Here is a 21,523-nt window from a genome sequence, read left to right as displayed (position 1 = left end):
AACATGGCTATGAATAGTGACAGAGTTATGGAAGGCCTTCAGCAGGCTCCACACAGAAGTTTATTTAATGCACTTGGATTTACCGAAGAGGAGAGAAGAAAACCTCTTATCGGTATTGTCAGCTCATACAATGAGATCGTTCCGGGACATATGAATCTGGATAAGATTACTGAGGCTGTTAAGCTTGCGGTTGCAGAAGCCGGTGGTATGCCCGTAGTTGTTCCTGCTATTGCTGTTTGCGACGGCATTGCCATGGGACATATCGGAATGAAATATTCCCTTGTTACCAGAGATCTTATAGCCGATTCCACTGAGTGCCTTGCTAAGGCACATGCTTTTGACGGAATGGTATGCATACCCAACTGTGATAAAAATGTACCGGGACTTCTGATGGCAGCTGCCCGTGTTAATATTCCTACAGTATTTGTTTCTGGCGGTCCTATGATGGCAGGAAGAGTAGATGGTCACAAGACTTCACTTTCTGCTATGTTTGAAGCAGTTGGTTCGGTATCTGCAGGCAAGATGACCAATGCCAAGCTCTGCGAGTACGAAGAAAAGGCATGTCCTACCTGCGGCTCCTGCTCAGGTATGTATACAGCCAATTCCATGAACTGTCTCACAGAGTCAATCGGAATGGGACTTCCCGGTAACGGTACTATTCCTGCGGTATATTCTGCAAGAATCAGACTTGCCAAGAAGGCCGGCTATGCAGTAATGAATCTTATTGAGAAAAATATCAGACCAAGAGATATTATGACCAAGGAAGCATTTATGAATGCGCTTGCTATGGATATGGCTCTTGGATGCTCAACCAATACAATGCTTCACCTTCCTGCTATCGCACATGAGGCAGGGGTTGATCTCAACATGGAGATTGCTAATGAAGTATCTTCAAGAACCCCTAACCTTTGCCATCTGGCTCCTGCTGGTCCTACTTACATGGAAGATCTGAACGAGGCAGGCGGTGTACTTGCTGTAATGTCTGAGCTGGTTAAGAAGGATCTTTTGAATACCGATCTTATTACAGTTACAGGTAAGACTATCAAGGAGAACCTTGAAGGTGTAACTAATCTCAATCCTGAAGTTATCAGACCTATTGAGAATCCATATATGCAGTCAGGTGGAATTGCTGTTCTTAAGGGCAATCTTGCACCTGATACAGGTATCGTCAAGAAATCTGCAGTTGCACCTGAGATGATGACCCATGAGGGTCCTGCAAGAGTATTTGACTGTGAAGAAGATGCTATTTCCGCAATTCTTGGTGGCAAGATTAAAGAGGGTGATGTAGTAGTTATCAGATACGAAGGCCCTAAGGGTGGCCCCGGAATGAGAGAGATGCTCAATCCTACATCAGCTATCGCCGGAATGGGCCTTGGCTCAACTGTTGCACTTATAACAGACGGAAGATTCTCCGGAGCAAGTAGGGGAGCGTCCATCGGACACGTATCTCCTGAGGCTGCTGTTGGCGGACCTATCGCACTTGTTGAAGAAGGCGATATCATCAGCGTTGATATTCCTAATAATGCTCTTAATGTCAAGGTATCCGATGAGGAGCTTGCTGCAAGAAGAGCTAAGTGGCAGCCAAGAGAGCCCAAGGTAACAACCGGCTATCTTGCAAGATACAGAGAACTTGTTACCAGCGGAAACAGAGGAGCAATCCTTGAGATTCCCGGTACTTCAAAATAATATTTGCCAGACGAGGAGTGTGAAAAAATGCAGCTTACAGGAGCACAGATTGTTCTTGAATGTCTTAAGGAACAGGGAGTAGATACTGTTTTTGGTTATCCCGGAGGAACAATCCTTAATATCTACGATGAATTGTACAAACAGCAGGACAACTTCCTGCATATCAGAACTTCCCATGAGCAGGGAGCTGCCCATGCGGCAGACGGCTATGCCAGATCAACAGGCAAGGTGGGCGTATGTATGGCTACCTCAGGCCCCGGTTCAACCAACCTGGTTACAGGTATTGCTTCCGCATATATGGATTCAGTGCCTATGGTTGCGATTACCTGTAATGTTAATCTGCCTCTTCTTGGCAAGGATACCTTCCAGGAGGTTGATATCGCCGGAATTACAATGCCTATCACTAAGCATGGCTATATTGTAAAAGATGTTAAGGATCTTGCCGAGACTTTGAGAAAAGCTTTCAAGATCGCAAGAACAGGTCGTCCCGGTCCTGTACTTGTGGATATCACCAAGGATGTTACTGCGGCACATTGCGATTATCGTAAGGAGAAGATCTCTGAGGAAGAGCCTGAGAAAAAGTATACTTCCGATGAAATTGCAGCTGCGGTTAAGATGATCAAGGCTTCCAAGAGACCCTTTATCTATGTCGGAGGCGGCGCTGTTATCTCCGGAGCATCCAAGGAACTTAAGGAGTTTGCAGAGCTCATTGATGCTCCTGTATGCGATACGCTTATGGGTAAGGGTGCATTTGACGGAACTCACAAGCTCTATACAGGCATGATCGGTATGCACGGAACCAAAACCTCTAACTTTGGCGTTTCTGAGTGTGACCTTTTGATCACTTTAGGTGCAAGATTCTCTGACAGAGTAACCGGCAATGCCAAGACTTTTGCATCCAAAGCTAAGATTCTTCAGATAGATATTGATGCTGCTGAGATCAACAAGAACGTAAGAATAAACTATGCTATTGTTGGTGACCTAAAGCAGGTTCTGGGGGATCTCAATGAAAAACTTGAAAAGATGGATCACAAGGAATGGATTGCCAAAATAAGTGATTATAAAAAGAAATTCCCTCTGTCCTATGAGACTGACAAGCTTACCTGCCCTTATATCATCGAGGAGCTTGATAAGCTTACCAAGGGCGATGCGATTATCTCTACTGATGTAGGACAGCATCAGATGTGGGCTGCCCAGTATTACAAATTCAGATCACCCAGAACCTTCCTTACTTCAGGAGGCCTTGGAACCATGGGCTACGGCCTTGGCGCCTGCATAGGTGCTCAGGTAGCTAACCCTGACAAGCTCTGCGTAAATATTGCGGGAGATGGCTGCTTTAGAATGAATATGAATGAGCTGGCCACAGCCTCAAGATATAATCTTCCTATCATTGAGATTGTTATCAACAACAATGTTCTTGGTATGGTAAGACAGTGGCAGACTTTGTTCTATTCACAGCACTATTCACAGACTATTTTTGAGGACAAAGTGGATTACTGCAAGGTAGCCGAGGGTCTTGGCTGCGATGCAATTCGTATCAGCAAGAAGTCTGAGGTTGCACCTGCTCTTAAGAAGGCTATAGCCTCCAAGAAGCCTGTTCTTCTTGAATGCATAATAGAAGAGGATGACAAGGTATTCCCTATGGTTTCACCCGGAGCTTCCTTAAGCGAGACCTTTGACGCCAAGGATCTTGCGGAAAAGTCTAAGAATTAAAAGAAGTGGGGAGTATGAAAAAAGGTTTTAAAATTTTTGGTTTATTTATAACAATTGGGCTGGTGATTTTCGCCGGCCTTTATGTTCTTCTTGGAATGTACTATACCGACGGATTTCCATGTTTTACCTGGATAAATGGTGTTTATTGCACCGGAATGACCGTGGAACAGGTCAATGCTGAACTTGTGGCGCAGTATAAGTGCGAAGATTTTGTCATTAAAGGCACAGACGGAGAAGAACTGGTAATATCACCTGAGGATGTGAACCTGAAAGTGGATTTTACAGGGCCTCTGAGAGATTTCATTGATAATTCCAACCCATATGCATGGGGACTTAACGTATTTAAGAACCTGGTTATTCAATATGAGCCTGATATAACTTATGACAGATCGCTTCTTCTTGATAAGGTTGCAGCGTGGGAGATTTTTGAAGAAAAAGAGATTCCCAATGTCACTATAGTTAAGGGCAACGGGTATGAGCTTCACGATGCTTACAATCTTGTTCCGAACAAAGAAAATATTCTTAATGCTGTAAATATTGCTTATGATACGCATAAGACTACACTTGATTTGTCGGAAACAGAAGGCTGCTACGAAGAGCTTCAGCTCTCTGAGCAGGATCTGAGGACAATTGCCCTCTTTGACAAGCTTGATGAAGTCCAGAGCTGCGGTATCAGCTACTCTGTAATGGGCGAGGAGATACCTGTCAATAAGGAGCAGGTATCGAAGTGGATACTTACAGATAAGGATCTGGAGGTAGCGCTGGAAGAGGAGTATGACAAAAAAACTCCCGGTATGGGACTCTTTATCGCCGGAAACAGGGAGATAATGGATCTTGAGGAGGAAGGCGTTCTGGCTGAAGATGGATTTCTTTTTGACTATGATGGAAATCTGATCATCAGTGAACGCAAGATGTATGAATTCCTCAAGGGAATTGAAGAGACCTACGATACCTCCAGATTTCTTGCAAATTATAAAAACGGCACCGGAACTGAAGTTTTTTACAGGGATAATTCCAGAGGAAACGGAAGCCTTATTGAGATTGACGAAGAATTCGAATATCTTAAGGCGGCATTTTTGGCAGATACCAAATCTGCATCCGTTAAAAGAGAAATATCTATGGCTGATGGTGTAAAATCCTTCGATGCTGCTAAAGAGCTTGGCCAAACCTATATCGAAGTAGATATGGGCAAGCAGGAGCTTCGCTACTATGTTGACGGACAGCTCAATATGGAGATGCCCGTGGTTACCGGTAATATTAATCGCGGGAGAGGTACTCCGACAGGAGTCTACAACATTTACAACAAACGCTATCACACCTATCTTAGAGGCGCTGATTATGTTTCCTACGTCAATTACTGGCTTGGTGTACACAAGGGAGTCGGTATTCATGATGCTAACTGGAGAAACAAATTCGGAGAAGAAATTTATAAACGCGACGGTTCGCATGGCTGCATTAACTGCCCTGAGTCCCAGGTAAGTCAGCTGTGGGAAGTGGTGGAAGTAGGAACCCCTGTAGTGTTATATTATTAATAGTGCTACCGATATAAAGTGTTTCGTTATTTGACGAGAGGCATTTATATGAGACTTGTTGATACTTTTCCTACCAACAAGATAAAAGGACTTGAATATCGAATCGGGCGTATTATGCCCTTTGGAGCGACAGTCACCGATGGAGGAGTAAACTTTAGTATTTACTCCACTGAGGCAAGGGGCTGTACGCTCCTTTTGTTTAATCACGGAGCAAATAAACCCTTTGTTGAGATACCTTTTCCGGAGGAATTTCGTATCGGGGATGTCTATACCATGATGGTATTTGGCTTAAACATCGAGACTGTTGAGTATGGATACCGGTTCGACGGTGAATATGCGCCGGAAAAGGGGCTTCGATTTGATAAGAGCAAAGTTCTCCTTGACCCATACGCCAAATCAATTTCCGGGCGTTCTGTTTGGGGGAAGGGGCGGCGGAAAGATGATTTTCAGCATCGAGGACAGATAATCAGAGAAGATTATGATTGGGAAGGCGATAAGCCGTTAGAGCTTCTGCAGCAGGATCTGATTATTTATGAGATGCATGTGAGGTCTTTTACTGCTCATCAGTCCAGTGGTGTGAAATACAAGGGAACTTATGCAGGAATTCTTGAGAAGATTCCATACCTAAAAGAGCTTGGTATAAACTGTATCGAATTGATGCCTATATTCGAATTTGATGAATTTGAGAACTCCAGAGTAGTAAATGGACAAAGACTCCTGAATTACTGGGGATATTCTACTGTGGGATTTTTTGCACCAAAAGCAGGGTATGCTGCATCTGCGCCCTTTGGTATGGAGAGCGATGAGCTCAAAAATATGATAAAGCACCTGCACAGAAATGGTATCGAAGTAATTTTGGATGTGGTGTTTAATCATACAGCTGAGGGGAATGAAAACGGCCCTTATATTTCTTTTAAAGGTATTGATAACAGGAATTATTATCTTTTGACGCCGGATGGAGGTTACTATAACTTTAGCGGTTGTGGCAATACTATGAACTGCAATAATCCTGTTGTCAGAAACTTTATTCTGGATTGCCTAAGGTACTGGGTATTTTCCTACCATGTGGACGGATTCAGGTTTGATCTGGCATCTATCTTGTCCAGAGATGAGGATGGACATCCTATGATGAATCCACCACTTCTTGAGAGTCTTGCTCATGATGCTGTCCTTGGCAAGAGTGTTCTTATTGCAGAGGCCTGGGATGCAGGCGGGTTGTACCAGGTAGGAAGTTTTCCTTCATACAACAGATGGGCCGAATGGAATGGAAAATACCGTGATGCTATAAGGCAATTTGTAAAAGGAACAGGAGAGCTTGCGCCTGAAGCGTATAGAAGAATACGTGGCTCGGAGGATCTGTACGGAGGTAAAAGTCCGTTACTGTCAGTAAATTTCATTACCTGTCACGATGGATTTACGCTTAATGACCTGGTATCGTACAATGATAAGCACAACGAAGGTAACGGTGAGGATAACAGAGACGGTTCCAATGACAATTACAGCTGGAACTGCGGGGCAGAGGGCGAATGCGACGATCCTGAGGTTAATGAATGCAGACTTAAGCAGATGAAGAATTTCATGACAATCCTTCTAACCAGCCGAGGAATGCCTATGTTTCTCTCCGGGGATGAATTTGCCAATTCTCAGAAAGGCAATAACAATGCCTACTGTCAGGACAATGAGATATCGTACCTTGACTGGAACGATCTTGACAGAAACAGAGAACTCTTTGAATATGTGAAAAACCTTATTGCTTTCAGGAAGGCTCATCCTGTATTGACTTCAGCAAGTTATGATTTTGGTCCCAACGGCACCGGATATCCGGAGCTGTCATTCCATGGCACAACCCCTTGGGAACTGGATGAGAATGCTTCCAATCTGTCTTTTGCATACCTATATGCGGAAGACCATACAAAATTTGGCACAAAAAAAGATACATTCATTTATGTTTTGGTTAATTCATATTGGGAAAAGAGAATTTTTAACCTTCCAATCATTCCCAAACACATGAATTGGAACATAAAATTTGATTCAAATTCATCAAATTTTGACTTCAAAAAATCACATAAATATTTAAATAAAGAATCCATTGAACTACAACCTCGTTCAACAATTATACTAGTTGCATTGTAAATTGTTGAATATAAGATTTTTTACAAAACGCGGTTGATTGCAAAATAATCAAAGATTAGCGGACTGAGAACATCGATTAAAAAAGATGTTTTTAGTCCGTTTTTATTTAATAATAATTTAATTTTTCTTCTCGCGATCCTTGTTATAAAATATTAAATAACAAACATTATGGAATGACGTTCTTGACAAAATTTAAATCGAAGGTAAAATGATATTAATTTATTCATTTACCAATTCAACTTGTTAAAGTATTTGACACAAGCCAATCTATTAATTTAATTATAGGAGGAGTAGTAAATTGTCACGAGTTTATAATTTTTCAGCTGGTCCGGCAGTGCTTCCGGAAGAAGTTTTGAAACAGGCTGCAGCAGAGATGCTTGATTACAATGGCTGCGGTATGTCCATCAATGAGATGAGCCACAGATCCAAGACCTTTGACAGCGTTATTCAGACTGCCGAGCAGGATATTAGAGATCTTATGAATATTCCTGACAATTACAAGGTTCTCTTTTTACAGGGCGGAGCCAGCCAGCAGTTCGCAGCTGTTCCTCTTAACCTTATGAAGAACAAGAAGGCTGCTTACATCATCACCGGCCAGTGGGCCAAGAAGGCATATCAGGAGGCTCAGAAGTACGGAGAGGCCATCGAGGTTGCATCAAGTGCAGATAAGACCTTCTCGTATATTCCTGATTGCTCAGATCTTGATATTCCTGAGGATGCTGATTACGTATATATCTGCGAGAACAATACAATCTACGGAACCAAGTTCAAGACTCTTCCCAACACCAAGGGACATATTCTTGTATCTGATGTTTCTTCATGCTTCCTTTCAGAACCCGTTGATGTTACCAAGTACGGTGTTATCTACGGTGGTGTTCAGAAGAACGTAGGACCTGCAGGCCTTGTTATTTCCATTATCAGAGAAGACCTCATCACAGATGATGTTCCTTCTTACACACCTACAATGCTTAAGTGGAAGACACAGGCTGACAACGGTTCACTTTACAATACACCTAACTGCTGGAGCATCTATATGTGCGGACTGGTATTCAAGTGGCTCAAGGAGCAGGGCGGCCTTACTGAGATGCAGAAGAGAAACGAGGAGAAGGCAGCTGTTCTGTACAACTATCTTGATCAGAGCAAGATGTTCAAGGGAACAGTAAGACCTGAGGACAGATCACTTATGAATGTTCCTTTTGTTACAGATTCAGAGGAGCTCAATGCCAAGTTTATCGCTGAGGCTACCAAGGCAGGCTTTGTAAGCCTTAAGGGCCACAGAACAGTAGGCGGCATGAGAGCAAGTATTTACAACGCTATGCCTATTGAGGGCGTTAAGAAGCTTGTAGACTTCATGAACGAGTTTGAGAAGAATAACTAATAGAATCGGAGGACAGAGACTTGTACAAGTATAAATGTTTAAATCCCATCGCTAAGATCGGTCTTAATAATTTCACAGATCAGTATCAGGCTGTAGACAGTGTAGATGAAGCAGAAGGTATTCTTGTAAGAAGCGCCAATATGCTTGAGATGGAGTTTTCAGATACTCTTCTTGCTGTTGCAAGAGCCGGCGCAGGCGTTAACAATATTCCTTTAGAGAGATGTGCTCAGAAGGGTATCGTTGTCTTCAATACACCCGGAGCAAATGCAAATGGTGTTAAAGAGATGGTTCTCGCAGCAATGCTCATAGCATCCAGAGACATCATCGGCGGAACAGAGTGGGTTAAGGCAAACGCAGGTGATCCTGACATCGCCAAACTCACCGAGAAGTCCAAAAAGAAATTTGCGGGAACTGAGATTTTAGGCAAGAAGCTCGGAATCATCGGCCTTGGAGCTATCGGTGTAAGAGTTGCCAATGCTGCAAGACAGCTGGGAATGGAAGTATACGGATACGATCCATATCTTTCAATTGACGCTGCATGGAGACTTTCATCTGATGTTAAGCATGTAACAAATGTAGATGACATTTACTCCAAATGTGATATCATCACAATCCATGTACCTGCTCTTGATTCAACCAAGGGTATGATTAATGCAGATGCTATTGCTAAGATGAAGAAGGGCGTTATCATACTTAACCTGGCAAGAGACATCCTTTGCAATGAGGTTGATATTCTTGCGGGTATTAATTCAGGCAAGATCCGCAAGTATGTAACTGACTTCCCGAACCCTACAACTGCAGGTCATGACGGATGTATCGTTATTCCGCACCTTGGAGCTTCTACAGAGGAGTCAGAAGATAACTGCGCAGTTAAGGCTGTCCTTGAGCTCAAAGACTACCTTGAGAACGGCAACATCAGCAACTCAGTTAATCTTCCTAACTGCGACATGGGCGTTTGCCATGGCCCTCGTCTTGCGATTATCCATAAGAATGTTGCTAACATGATCAGTCAGTTCTCAACACTTCTTGGTGATGCAGGATACAATATCTCTGATATGACCAATAAGTCCAGAGGCGACTATGCTTATACTCTTATTGATCTTGAGGACGAGATCGAGGATGCTCTTGTAAGCAAAATGGAAAAGATTGATGACGTTATAAGAGTCAGAATCGTTAGAAAAGACGTATAAATACAGCATTTATGCTATAATATTCGGGTGGGAACGGCTGCCGACGTGCTTAGCGTTCCTGCCCGATTATTTTCTAAGAACGGAGGAAAGAAAAAAGTGGCTGATATCAAACCATTTAAAGCTTACAGGCCTTGCGGGGAGAAGGCTCAGACTATAGCTTCTTTGCCATATGATGTTTTTAACAGACAGGAAGCATATGAGAAGGTGCAGAAAGAACCTGAATCTTTCCTGGCTATCGACAGGCCTGAGACTCAGTTTGAACCGGATCATGATATGTATGCTCCTGAAGTGTATCAGAAGGCGCATGATATGCTCTGGGAGAAAATAGAAAAGGGCGACTTCATTCAGGATGAGAAGCCCTGCTACTATATATATGAACAGACAATGAATGGCAGGACGCAGACCGGAATTGTTGCCTGCGCTTCCATAGAAGATTATCTTAAGGGCGTTATCAAGAAACATGAGAACACCAGGGCAGATAAGGAAGAGGACAGAATCAAACACGTATATAACTGCGAGGCTCAGACCGGGCCTATTTTCCTATGCTACAGAGAGAACAGACTTCTTTCTGAGCTGGTGTCCAGGGTAAAAGAGGTGGATACCCCCGTCTATGATTTCACATCTGAGGACGGAGTGCTCAACAGAGTATGGGTTATCGATGATCTTGAGGAAACAGAGACAATCTGCCGCGTATTTGTGACAATTGATTCTGTCTATATAGCCGATGGTCATCACAGATGCGCTTCCGCGGTGAAGGTTGGCCTTAAGAAAAGAGAAGAAAACGAGGGCAAGGTAAGAGGTAAGCTTAAGTCTGAATACTTCCTTTCCGTTCTTTTCCCGGACAGTGATCTTATGATCATGGATTATAACAGAGTGGTTAAGGATCTGAATGGGCTGACTGCAAGCGAATTCATGGATAAGCTCTCTGAGAAATTCGATATTACAGAGGAAAAAGAGCAGGTTCATCCTGAAAATAAGGGCGAATTTGGACTTTTTCTTGAAGATAAGTGGTACAGGCTTGCAATCCATAAGGAGATCGTTCCCGATGATGCGGTTGAAGGTCTGGATGTTTCCGTTCTTCAGAATGAAGTATTGTCACCTATTCTGGGTATAGGGGATCCCAGAACTGATAAGAGAATTGATTTCGTAGGTGGAATCAGAGGGCTTGGTGAGCTTGAGAACAGATGCCACAAGGATATGAAGCTTGCTTTTTCAATGCATCCAACATCAATTGGAGAACTCTTTGCAGTAGCTGATGCGGGAAGGCTGATGCCTCCTAAATCAACCTGGTTTGAGCCCAAGCTTCTTAGCGGGTTATTTATACACGATATTTGTGGTACAATTTAGTGTGAATTTGAATAGTGTACTGACTAATCAGTCAATAGACAAATTTTTAATAATTCGGAGGGGAAATAAGTGAATAATAAACTTTACAAGATGATGAACTGGCCTGAGATAGAGGAGATCATTTATTCAGATGGGGACAATCCACACAGAATACTTGGTGCTCATAAAGTGGGGAACAGCTATCTTATTCAGGCATTTTATCCTGATGCGCAGAAAGTAAGCGTTTATATTGAGAACCAGAAGAAGACCTTTGAAATGGAACTGGCGGATGAAGCAGGTTTTTTTGCCACTATTATTCCTTATGTTGATAAATTGAAATACAAACTTATCATCGAATATCCCGACGGCAGACAGGAAAAGAAGGATGACCCTTATGCCTTTGGGCCTCTTATGGACAGAGAGGATTTCATCAAACTCGGAAGTGGTATTCACTATCATATCTTTGAAAAATTGGGAGCTCATCCTATGAAGAGAAACGGCGTTGAGGGCACATCTTTTGCTGTATGGGCACCTTCAGCTGCCAGAGTCAGTGTTATCGGCGACTTCAATGATTGGGACGGAAGAGTGTGCCAGATGCACAGACTTGATCCTATTGGAGTTTTCGAGATCTTTATTCCCGGTGCAAAGGAAAATGACGGCTATCAGTTTGAAATCAAGACAAGATCCGGCCTTGTAATGAAGAGGCCTGATCCATATGCTGTTGAGTCCAAAGGCGAGAACGGTGTTATTTCCGTTATCAAGAATGTTAAGTCAATTGCATGGAACGATGACAGGTGGATGGCTGCAAGAAGGAAGTTTAATGTGGATGAGGATCCTCTTTCAATCTGTGAGATTTCTCTTGAGGCCTTTGCCGGAAGACATGGCAAAAAGAGCAGCATGGATGAAGTTACTGGCGATGTTCTCGAATATGTACAGAACCACGGCTTTAATACAGTTGAGCTTATGCCTGTAATGAAGCATGTTCCCGGGCATTTCTATCATATTCTTGATTTTTTTGCACTGGATGAGAGCAGTGGAACTCATGAAGAGTTCATGAAGTTTGTTGATACGATGCATCAGAATGGCATAAGAGTAATCCTTGACTGGGTTCCTACATTCTTCCCCAAGGCTTCCTGCGGCCTTTCTGATTTTGACGGAAGAACGCTTTATGAGTATTCTGATCCCAGAATCGGTATTCATCCCAAGTCCGGGGATCTGATCTTTGATTATGGCAGGAAGGAAGTTACCAATTTCCTTATTTCCAATGCCCTGTACTGGATTGAGAAATTCCACATTGATGGACTCAGAACTTCTGATGTGTCCAGAATTCTCTATCTCGACTACGACAGGAAGCCCGGTGAGTGGATGCCTAATATCTACGGCGGTAATGAGAATCTTGAGGCTCTTGAATTCCTCAAGCAGCTCAACACCATTATCCACAAGGATGAACCCGGTGTTCTCGTAATTACTAAAGAGACTGCTTGCTGGCCTCAGGTTACTGACAGCGTTGATGATGGCGGTCTTGGCTTTGATTATAAATGGAACAACGGCTGGACCCATGATTTCCTTGACTATATGCAAAATGATCCTTTGTTTAGGTCGGGGCATCATGACGAGGTTACTTTCAGCCTTATTTACAGCTATACAGAGAGATTTATACTTGCCTTTACTCATGAGAACCTTGAAAAAGGACTTGAGGGCTTGTACTATCTTATGCCCGGTGATTCTTCACAGAAGATGGCTAACTTGAGACTGGCACTTAGCTTTATGATGGTTCATCCCGGAAGAAAACACCTGTATATGGAACCTGATGCCCTTACTATTGATCAGGCTGTATTTGTTGAGAATCTTCTTAAGACACTTAACGAACTGTATTTCAAGCATGATGCACTTCATCAGCTTGACAGCTCTGATAGCGGATTTGAGTGGATAAACGACCTTGCTTCCAATGAATGTATGCTTTCTTTTGTAAGAAAGAGCGACAGCGACAAGGAGACTCTTCTTGTGGTTGCAAATATGGCGGGCGTTGAGAGAGACTTCGAAATTGGTGTTCCTGTAGACGGCCGTTATACAGAGATATTTAACTCAGACAATATTAGCTTCGGCGGCACCGGAATTCTTAACGAAGGTCGCATGGAAGCTAAGAGAAAGCAGGTTGACGGAAGGGATTATTCTATTTCCATTAAGCTTGCTCCCGCTTCAATCTCTATCTTTAACTATGTTCCTTACACAGAGCAGGAGAAGAAGATCCGCGCCATCAAGGAAGAGGAAGAGATCAAGAAAGAAGCTGAGCGCCAGGAGAGCCTCAGAGCTCTTCAGGAGAGAAGAGACGAGGAACAGGCAAGACTTCTCGAAGAACTCAGACTTAAATATGAGAGAGAACTTGCAGAGCAGGAGAAGGCTATCGAAGCCAAGTACGAGAAGATTGAAGAAGAGAGAATCTTCAGTATCGTTACAGAGGAAGCGGTAAAGAGCATTACTCCTGCTGCCAAAAAACCTGCTGCTAAAAAAACAGCTGCAAAGAAGACATCTGCTAACAAGACATCACAGAAGAAGACTACCGGCAGAAAATCTTCGACCGATAAGAAAAGTAAATAATATCGAATGAAATAACAAAAGCCGGAAGCAATAAATTTGCTACCGGCTTTTGACGAGCTGGAAAAGGGACTTGAACCCTCGACCTACTGATTACGAATCAGTTGCGCTACCGACTGCGCTATTCCAGCAGTTGTTAAATTGTGCTTAAATCAAGCACAAATTAGATTATACATTTTCTAAAACCCTTTTTCAAGGCTTTTAAAACTTAGATTTCTTAGAAATTAGTATATTTCTACAATTTATGCTATAATAAAATGTCAAAGTTTTTTGATTAGGAGAGGAAATGACGATGAAAAAATTAGAAGATTACGTAAGAACGATACCCAATTTCCCTGAAGAGGGCATTATGTTCAGGGATATCACTTCTGTTTTACAGGATCCTGACGGGTTTAAGCTTGCTATAGATGAGATGCAGAATCTTGTAAAAGACCTTGATTTTGATGTTGTACTTGGTGCTGAGTCAAGAGGCTTTATCTTCAGCGCACCTATAGCATACAACAGAGGCAAGGCTCTTGTGCCTGTTCGTAAGAAAGGCAAGCTCCCCTGCGATACTATCGAGGTTGAATATGATCTTGAGTATGGCAAGGCTGTTCTTGAGCTTCACAAGGATTCAATCAAGCCCGGACAGAAGGTTCTTCTTGTAGATGACCTTATGGCTACAGGCGGAACTATCGAAGCTATGATCAAGCTCGTTGAGAGACTTGGCGGTGAGGTTGCCGGAATCCTTGTACTTATGGAGCTTAAGGGCCTCAACGGAAGAGAAAGACTTAAGGACTACAGACTTGATGCAGCTATCAGCTACGAAGGGAAGTAATTTTAATGGCGCAGCATTTTGACGACGGAAAAATTGAGGCCATTAAGGAGTTTCAGAGCCCTGACGTGCTGTATGAGGGACTAATTCAGAGGGTGAGAAAATATCACCCTTCTGATGATATCTCACTCATTGAGAAGGCATATCAGCTGGCAGATGACGCTCACAAGGACCAGAGACGCAAATCGGGTGAACCATATATCATTCACCCTCTTTGTGTTGCCATTATCCTTGCTGACCTGGAGATGGACAAAGAGACTATCGCTGCAGGGCTTCTTCATGATGTCGTTGAAGACACCATTCTTACTAAAGAAGAAATTGAAAAAGAATTCGGTGCCGATGTTGCCCTTTTGGTTGACGGTGTAACCAAACTGACTGCTTTACAGCTGTCATCTGATTCGCCGGACAATACTAACAAAACACAGGAACAGATCGATATGCAGGCTCAGAACCTGCGCAAGATGTTCCTTGCTATGGCTAAGGATATAAGAGTTATCCTCATCAAACTTGCGGACAGACTTCACAATATGAGGACTCTTAATCATATGCCTCCCGAGAAACAGCAGAGAATTGCTCAGGAAACAATAGATATTTATTCACCTATTGCTTCAAGACTCGGTATCAGCAGGATCAAGGTTGAGCTTGACGATCTTTCACTCAAGTATCTTAAACCGGATGTTTACTATGAGCTGGTTGACAAGGTTGCACAGCGCAAGAGTGAGAGAGAAAGATATGTTGAAGAAATCTGTAAGAGCGTTCGCGATGCTATCAAGGATGCCGGAATCATCGGAGAAGTCAACGGAAGAGTCAAGCATTTCTTCAGCATCTACAAAAAGATGCGCAATCAGAACAAGACTCTTGATCAGATATATGATCTTTTTGCTATAAGAATTATTGTTGAGACTGTCAAGGATTGCTATGCGGCTCTTGGCGTTATCCATGAGATGTACAAACCTATACCGGGTAGATTCAAGGATTACATCGCCATGCCCAAGCCCAATATGTATCAGTCTCTTCACACAACACTGATTGGACAGACCGGTCAGCCTTTTGAAATCCAGATTCGTACCTATGATATGCACAGAGCTGCTGAATACGGTATCGCAGCCCATTGGAAATACAAAGAGACCTCCGATGGCAAGAAGGCTGAGAACGGTGAGGAAGAGAAGCTCATATGGCTTCGCCAGATTCTTGAGTGGCAACAGGACATGTCGGATAACCAGGAGTTCATGACTCTGCTTAAGTCCGATCTTAACCTGTTCTCTGAGGATGTATATTGCTTTACACCTACGGGAGAAGTTAAGAATCTGCCTGCAGGCTCTACACCTATTGATTTTGCTTACAGTGTTCACAGCGCAGTAGGTAACAAGATGATAGGCGCCAAGGTCAATGGCAAGCTGGTTCCCATTGATTATAAGATTCAGAACGGCGACAGAATTGAGATCATCACCAGCCAGAATTCAAGGGGACCAAGCCGAGACTGGCTCGCTATTGCCAAGGCTTCTTCTACCAAGAACAAGATCAATCAGTGGTTCAGAAATGAATTTAAGGAAGAGAACATCTCAAAGGGACGAGATCTTCTTATTGAATATTGCAGAAGTAAGGGAATAGATCTTTTTGCTATTTCCAAACCTGAGATTCAGAACATTGTTATCAAGAAATACGGATTCCATGATTGGAATGCTGTACTTGCAGCAGTCGGACACGGAGGACTCAAGGAAGGCCAGATCATCAACAAAATGCTTGAGCTTGGAGAGAAAGAGCACAAGCGTAATATTACGGATGAAGAGGTTCTTGCTGCAGTTGCGGAGTCCAATGTAACACCTCAGATATCCGGCCATGATAACGCCATTATCGTTAAAGGTGTACATGACGTTGCGGTTCGTTTCTCTAAGTGTTGTAATCCCGTACCCGGTGATGAAATCTGCGGATTTGTTACCAGAGGACGAGGCGTTTCAATACACAGAAGAGACTGCGTCAATGTCATCAAGATGCAGGAAGAGGATAAGACAAGACTTATTGAAGCCAAATGGCAATCAGATACTTCTGGAGACGGCAAGTATGCTGCTACAATCAAAATCTTTGCCAACAACAGATCAGGTCTACTTGCAGACGTATCAAGAACTCTTTCGGAGAAGGATATTGATATTCTGTCAATGAATACAAGAACCAGCAAGCAGGGACTTGCTACAATGGAGACTTCCTTCCAGGTATCTTCAAGGGATCAGCTCCGTGACATCGTTGAGAAGATCAGACAGATCGACTCCGTTATCGACATCGAAAGGACAACAGGCTGATGAGCAAACAGAATCTACAGGTCGGAGCAATGACACTTGGTATGGTGGGAACCAACTGCTACTTTGTCTTTGATGACGATAAGACATTTGAAGACGGCAAGAAGCATGTTATTTTCTTTGATCCCGCCGACAGAGGTGAGATGATATATGACAAGCTTACCGAGAAGGGCTTTGTTGTAGACCTTATTCTGCTTACACATGGGCATTTCGATCATATTGGCGGAGCCGAGAAGCTAAGACAGCTTACCGGTGCCAGGATTGGCTGCCATGAAAAAGAGATGGCAATGTGCAAAGATCCTTACCTCAATCTTTCCAATGATTACGGTATGAGACTTACCATAACTCCTGATGATTTCTACAGAGACGGAGAAGAGATTGAGGCTGCAGGCATGAAGTGCAAGGTTATTTTTACTCCCGGACATACTTCCGGCGGGTGCTGTTATTATTTTGAGGAAGCCGGAATTCTTATCTGTGGCGACACTCTTTTTGAGGAGTCGGTGGGAAGAACCGATTTCCCTACAAGTTCCACAGGCGAACTTATCAGATCCATTCGCGAGAAGCTCTTTGTACTTCCGGATGATACTTATGTTTATCCGGGGCATGGTGAGATGACCACCATAGGTCATGAGAGAGTTTACAATCCCTTCTGCGGAGAGGATTATTCTTGATTTATTGAATGTATAAACGGAGAAATTAAAATGCAGGTTATTTACCTCAGTGAGGATAGGTTTCAGTATGACATTCACTCATTGTTCAAAGCATTCTATCCTATGGACAATGTCAGGATGATCGTGGGTAAACCCGGAGATAATGAAGACAAGGAGAAGGATATTTCTGATAATGATGAGATATCCTTTATTTATTTTGATATAAAGGAGTGCGAAGGAGGAAGCTGCGGAACCATAACCCTTAAGGTATCTGAGGACATTATGGATAGCGCGGACTTTTTTGACAAGGATAAAAATGCCCAGGGGGCAAGCCATTCCACCAACGGCGTTACGCAGGAATTGGATAATTCCAAGAATGCACTCAAGAAACTGATATACAAGGTTCTTAGCAGAAAAAACGGTAAGGAACTGCCCTGGGGTAATCTTACAGGCATTAGGCCCACCAGAATCGCCATGAATATCGTGGACAATGGCGGCAGCGATAATGAGATCAGGAAATATATGAAGGATATGTATTTTGTAAGTGATGAGAAGATTGATCTCAGCATCAGAATTGCCAGACGTGAGAAGGAAATTCTTAAGGATATCGATTATGAGAACGGCTATAGCTTATATATAGGAATTCCTTTTTGCCCTACGACCTGTCTGTATTGTTCGTTCACATCTTATCCGATTGGAGCCTACAAGAATATTGTAGGAGACTATATTAAATGTCTTAAGAAGGAAATAGACTATGTGGCTGACGCCTTCGCAGGTAAAACACTGGATACAATATATGTAGGCGGAGGAACACCTACAACACTTTTGCCGGATCAGATTGATGAGCTATTGGGATATGTTCACAAGAAACTTGATACATCCAGAGTAAAAGAGTTTACAGTTGAATCCGGAAGACCGGACTCCATAACCAGGGAAAAGCTACAGGCTATGAAGAGCCAAGGGTGCGACAGGATCTCGGTCAACCCGCAGACTATGAGAGATGAGACCTTGAAACTCATCGGAAGACAGCACAATGTGGCTCAGCTTATAGATTCTTTCCATATGGCAAGAGAAGAGGGCTTTGATAATATCAACATGGATATCATCCTGGGACTTCCCGGTGAGACTTCAGAGGATGTGCGATACACAATGGATGAGATTAAAAAACTCGGTCCCGATGATCTGACGGTTCATTCGCTGGCAATAAAGAGAGGATCAAGGCTTGCTGAGATACTCAAGGAGAAGGAAATTCGAGGATTCTCGCAAAAAGGCGATGTTGCTTCATTTAATAATACAGAAGAAATGATGAAGATTGCTGCATTCGGTGCAGGCGATATGGGGCTTACTCCATATTATCTCTACAGGCAGAAGAATATCAGCGGAAATTTTGAGAATACAGGCTATGCAGCACCGGGCAAAGCCGGAATATATAACATCCTTATTAATGAAGAAGTTCAGTCAATTGTAGCTCTTGGAGCCGGCACTGTCACTAAGAGAGTATACGGATATGATGGCAGGATTGAGCGCTGTGACAATGTTAAGGATGTGAGATTATACATGGAACAGATCGATGAAATGATAAATAGAAAACGTGAACTATTTAACGATAAATAATTAACGTATGAATATTTATTCACATAATTGGAAACCAAAAATATTATAATTGTGATAAAACGCAGTATTTCTCATGATTTTGGAAACTAATATTTATAAATTAAGTGCCCCCTTTTGCCCTAAAACACTGCTCAAATATTGCTAAATATTGTGCATTATGCTATACTAATGTCAAAAAAATAACGATATCGATAATTATTCAAGAGAGAGCGATATCACAAGGAGGTTTTTTTTATGCTATTCCAACTTTATGGAAATACTGCATCTATGCAACTTATCGGTTGGGTCATGGTTTTTGTTGGTCTCATTCTTATGAATGAGATCGGTCGTAGAACCAAGCAGGGTGGTATGCTTGTATTTGTTATCATCCCTACTATTCTTACTATTTATTTCATTCTTGCACATCTTGGTATGTTCGGAGGAAAGGAAAATCCTACTGTTGCATACATGGACGGATGGTTCCATTATTTCAAGCTCTATGCTGCTGATATCGGCTGTGTAGGCTTCATGATGATCAAGTACAAATGGGGCATTGGCAAAGAGAAATGGTTCAAGTGGTTCCCTTGGTTCATCGTTGCTGCTAATATTTTAATCGCTGTTGTTTCAGATATGGAATCTGCTCTTGCTGCAGCTTCTATAACCGGCGACCTTTCAGGTGCATGGTGGGCATCAAATGAGGGTGTATTCATCTATGGCGGATGGTGGAATGTTGTTAATGCAATTGCAGGTTTGATCAACATCTTCTGTATGACAGGCTGTGTACATCTTTATTCTTCTAAGGATAAGAATCACGCTGATATGCTTTGGCCTGATATGACAGTTTGGTTCATCCTTGCTTATGATGTATGGAACTTCGAGTATACATACCTCAACCTTCCTACACATTCATGGTACTGTGGTGTTGCACTTCTTCTTGCTCCTACATTTGCTAATGCTTTCTGGAACAAGGGCGCATGGATCCAGAACCGTGCCAACACACTTGCTATCTGGTGTATGTGGGCTCAGGTTGTTCCTACATTCCAGCTTATCGGCAGATTCCAGGCTGCACTTCCTTCTGTTTACGGTGGTGCTACAGAGGCTGGTGTTAATACAGAGATGCTGTATAACTCTGCTATGCAGATTTATCAGAGCGGAGCAGGCAAGACTGCAGCAGCAGGCGAAGCAATTTCTGCTTTGGGAGTATCAGCTAATCCAACATCACAGGGTGTTGTAGCAATTCTTTCAATCGCTATCAATGTGATCTGCATTGCTGAGATCATCAAGAGATCCGTTAAGATTGGTAAGAATCCTTACGCTAACGAAGTATTTACAGATACTAAGGATTTCCAGCTTGCATTAGACCGTGCCGAAAGATAATATAGAAATAAAAAGCTGAAGGAAAAGGCAGAAAAAATGGATAATGTAAGAGTAATCGAAGTTAAAAGAAGCATTTTTGAGAGCAATGATCAGGACGCTGACAAGCTCAGAAGCGAACTTAAGGAGAGCAAGACATTCCTCCTTAACCTTATGTCTTCGCCCGGATCAGGCAAGACAACTACACTGACACGTACTATCGAACTTTTAAAGGATAAGTACAGAATCGGTGTTATGGAGGCTGATATTGACTCTGATGTTGATGCAAGAACAATAGCAGCAACAGGAGTTAAGTCAATACAGCTTCATACCGGTGGTATGTGCCACCTCGATGCCGACATGACAAGACAAGGCATCAGAGAGCTGGGAGTTGAGGATGTTGACTTCGCTATTTTAGAGAATGTCGGCAACCTTGTATGCCCTGCGGAATTTGATACGGGCAGCACCAAGAACGCGATGATCCTTTCGGTGCCTGAGGGACATGATAAGCCTCTCAAGTATCCGCTTATGTTTTCAATTTGCGATGTGGTACTTATTAACAAGATAGATGTAATGCCTTATTTTGACTTTGATCTTGAGAAATGCAAAGAAAATATTCTTTTCAGAAATCCCAAGGCTAAGATCATTCCTATCTGTGCTAAGACAGGTGAAGGAATGGAAGAGTGGGCTAAATGGCTTTCTGAGAATATTGAAGAAGCAATTAGATAATTTATTCTTGCTGTTGCATTAGAACTGAGATTATCGTGCGATAAACAAGGGGAAGTTTATCTTTCTCCGGCTTATCGCACGATTTTTTGCCCAAAAGAACGTTTTTTTATTTAGAAATGAGGGAAAATGCACGAATTAGGAGTAGTGTTTCGTATAATTGATGATCTTACCGAAGTCGGTAAAGAAAATGAAATAGAAAAGATTCATTCGGTGACTCTTCAGCTTGGAGAAGTATCGGGAGTTGTACCATCTTTTTTGCAGGATGCATGGAAGTGGGCCTCTGCAAGAACTGAACTTATGAAGGATTCAGAACTGATTATTGAGAATCTTCCGGCGGTCAGCTTCTGTGAGGATTGTAAGACCGAATACGAAACTGTTGCACATGGCAAGATCTGCCCAAACTGCGGCAGTGAACGAACCTACCTGCTGAAGGGCAATGAATTTATGATAAAAGAAATATCGGCAACCTGATGCATGGGAACTGTTAACGATTAGAAAGATGAGGATAAAAGTACATGGATAAAAATCAATTTGATA

Annotated in this window: 15 protein-coding genes and 1 tRNA gene; 15 read left to right on the top strand and 1 reads right to left on the bottom strand. The window is 42.7% G+C overall.

The window, feature by feature from the left end; genetic code table 11:
* Nucleotides 1-9: 9 nt before the first annotated feature.
* The 8 genes from ilvD (at nt 10) to glgB (ending at nt 13,556) form a co-directional block, all read left to right on the top strand.
* Complete coding sequence (gene ilvD / locus G588_RS0109190) at nt 10-1,686, top strand: dihydroxy-acid dehydratase (protein ID WP_026668683.1); 1,677 nt, start codon at nt 10-12, stop codon at nt 1,684-1,686.
* Between the two features lie 27 nt (nt 1,687-1,713).
* The gene (ilvB, locus tag G588_RS0109185; RefSeq protein WP_022778442.1) at nt 1,714-3,399 is read left to right on the top strand and encodes a biosynthetic-type acetolactate synthase large subunit; all 1,686 of its coding nucleotides are present in this window, start codon (nt 1,714-1,716) and stop codon (nt 3,397-3,399) included.
* Nucleotides 3,400-3,413: 14 nt separating this feature from the next.
* Nucleotides 3,414-4,931 (top strand): L,D-transpeptidase, encoded by a 1,518-nt coding sequence (locus G588_RS0109180; RefSeq protein WP_022778441.1) that lies wholly within the window; start codon nt 3,414-3,416, stop codon nt 4,929-4,931.
* Between the two features lie 48 nt (nt 4,932-4,979).
* Nucleotides 4,980-7,064: a glycogen debranching protein GlgX gene (gene glgX, locus G588_RS0109175; RefSeq protein ID WP_022778440.1), complete on the top strand. Its 2,085-nt coding sequence runs from the start codon at nt 4,980-4,982 to the stop codon at nt 7,062-7,064.
* Nucleotides 7,065-7,362: 298 nt separating this feature from the next.
* Entirely contained in the window at nt 7,363-8,442 is a 1,080-nt protein-coding gene (gene serC / locus G588_RS0109170) for a 3-phosphoserine/phosphohydroxythreonine transaminase (RefSeq protein WP_022778439.1), read from the top strand.
* Between the two features lie 20 nt (nt 8,443-8,462).
* Nucleotides 8,463-9,632: a phosphoglycerate dehydrogenase gene (locus tag G588_RS0109165; protein ID WP_022778438.1), complete on the top strand. Its 1,170-nt coding sequence runs from the start codon at nt 8,463-8,465 to the stop codon at nt 9,630-9,632.
* A gap of 96 nt (nt 9,633-9,728) precedes the next feature.
* Nucleotides 9,729-10,979 (top strand): DUF1015 domain-containing protein, encoded by a 1,251-nt coding sequence (locus G588_RS0109160; RefSeq protein ID WP_022778437.1) that lies wholly within the window; start codon nt 9,729-9,731, stop codon nt 10,977-10,979.
* Nucleotides 10,980-11,048: 69 nt separating this feature from the next.
* Nucleotides 11,049-13,556 carry a 1,4-alpha-glucan branching protein GlgB gene (gene glgB / locus G588_RS19750; protein ID WP_051139928.1) on the top strand — a complete coding sequence of 836 codons (2,508 nt, stop codon included), beginning with the start codon at nt 11,049-11,051 and terminating at the stop codon, nt 13,554-13,556.
* 55 nt (nt 13,557-13,611) lie between these two features.
* On the opposite strand, the gene G588_RS0109150 is transcribed toward glgB, so the two are convergent.
* A tRNA-Thr gene (locus G588_RS0109150) sits at nt 13,612-13,684 on the bottom strand.
* A gap of 161 nt (nt 13,685-13,845) precedes the next feature.
* Here G588_RS0109150 and G588_RS0109145 point away from each other — a divergent pair.
* From G588_RS0109145 to G588_RS0109115, 7 genes are all read left to right on the top strand, one after another.
* Entirely contained in the window at nt 13,846-14,370 is a 525-nt protein-coding gene (locus G588_RS0109145; RefSeq protein WP_022778436.1) for an adenine phosphoribosyltransferase, read from the top strand.
* Nucleotides 14,371-14,375: 5 nt separating this feature from the next.
* Nucleotides 14,376-16,664, top strand: coding sequence for a RelA/SpoT family protein (locus G588_RS0109140; protein ID WP_022778435.1), 2,289 nt, complete (start codon nt 14,376-14,378; stop codon nt 16,662-16,664).
* Nucleotides 16,664-17,332: an MBL fold metallo-hydrolase gene (locus tag G588_RS0109135; RefSeq protein ID WP_022778434.1), complete on the top strand. Its 669-nt coding sequence runs from the start codon at nt 16,664-16,666 to the stop codon at nt 17,330-17,332. Before G588_RS0109140 ends, G588_RS0109135 begins: the two co-directional genes overlap by 1 nt.
* Before the next feature lie 30 nt (nt 17,333-17,362).
* Nucleotides 17,363-18,925: a coproporphyrinogen dehydrogenase HemZ gene (hemZ, locus tag G588_RS0109130; RefSeq protein ID WP_022778433.1), complete on the top strand. Its 1,563-nt coding sequence runs from the start codon at nt 17,363-17,365 to the stop codon at nt 18,923-18,925.
* Nucleotides 18,926-19,159: 234 nt separating this feature from the next.
* Nucleotides 19,160-20,281: a DUF5692 family protein gene (locus G588_RS0109125; RefSeq protein WP_022778432.1), complete on the top strand. Its 1,122-nt coding sequence runs from the start codon at nt 19,160-19,162 to the stop codon at nt 20,279-20,281.
* A gap of 36 nt (nt 20,282-20,317) precedes the next feature.
* Entirely contained in the window at nt 20,318-20,986 is a 669-nt protein-coding gene (gene hypB, locus G588_RS0109120; protein WP_022778431.1) for a hydrogenase nickel incorporation protein HypB, read from the top strand.
* A 126-nt stretch (nt 20,987-21,112) separates the two neighbouring features.
* The gene (locus G588_RS0109115) at nt 21,113-21,457 is read left to right on the top strand and encodes a hydrogenase maturation nickel metallochaperone HypA (protein ID WP_022778430.1); all 345 of its coding nucleotides are present in this window, start codon (nt 21,113-21,115) and stop codon (nt 21,455-21,457) included.
* Nucleotides 21,458-21,523 lie beyond the last annotated feature (66 nt).

Origin of the sequence: Butyrivibrio sp. AE3009 (assembly GCF_000420845.1) — a bacterium.
Classification (GTDB): Bacteria; Bacillota; Clostridia; order Lachnospirales; family Lachnospiraceae; genus Butyrivibrio.
Note: the sequence above shows the minus strand (reverse complement) of the source record. Positions and strands in the feature narration are given on the sequence as shown.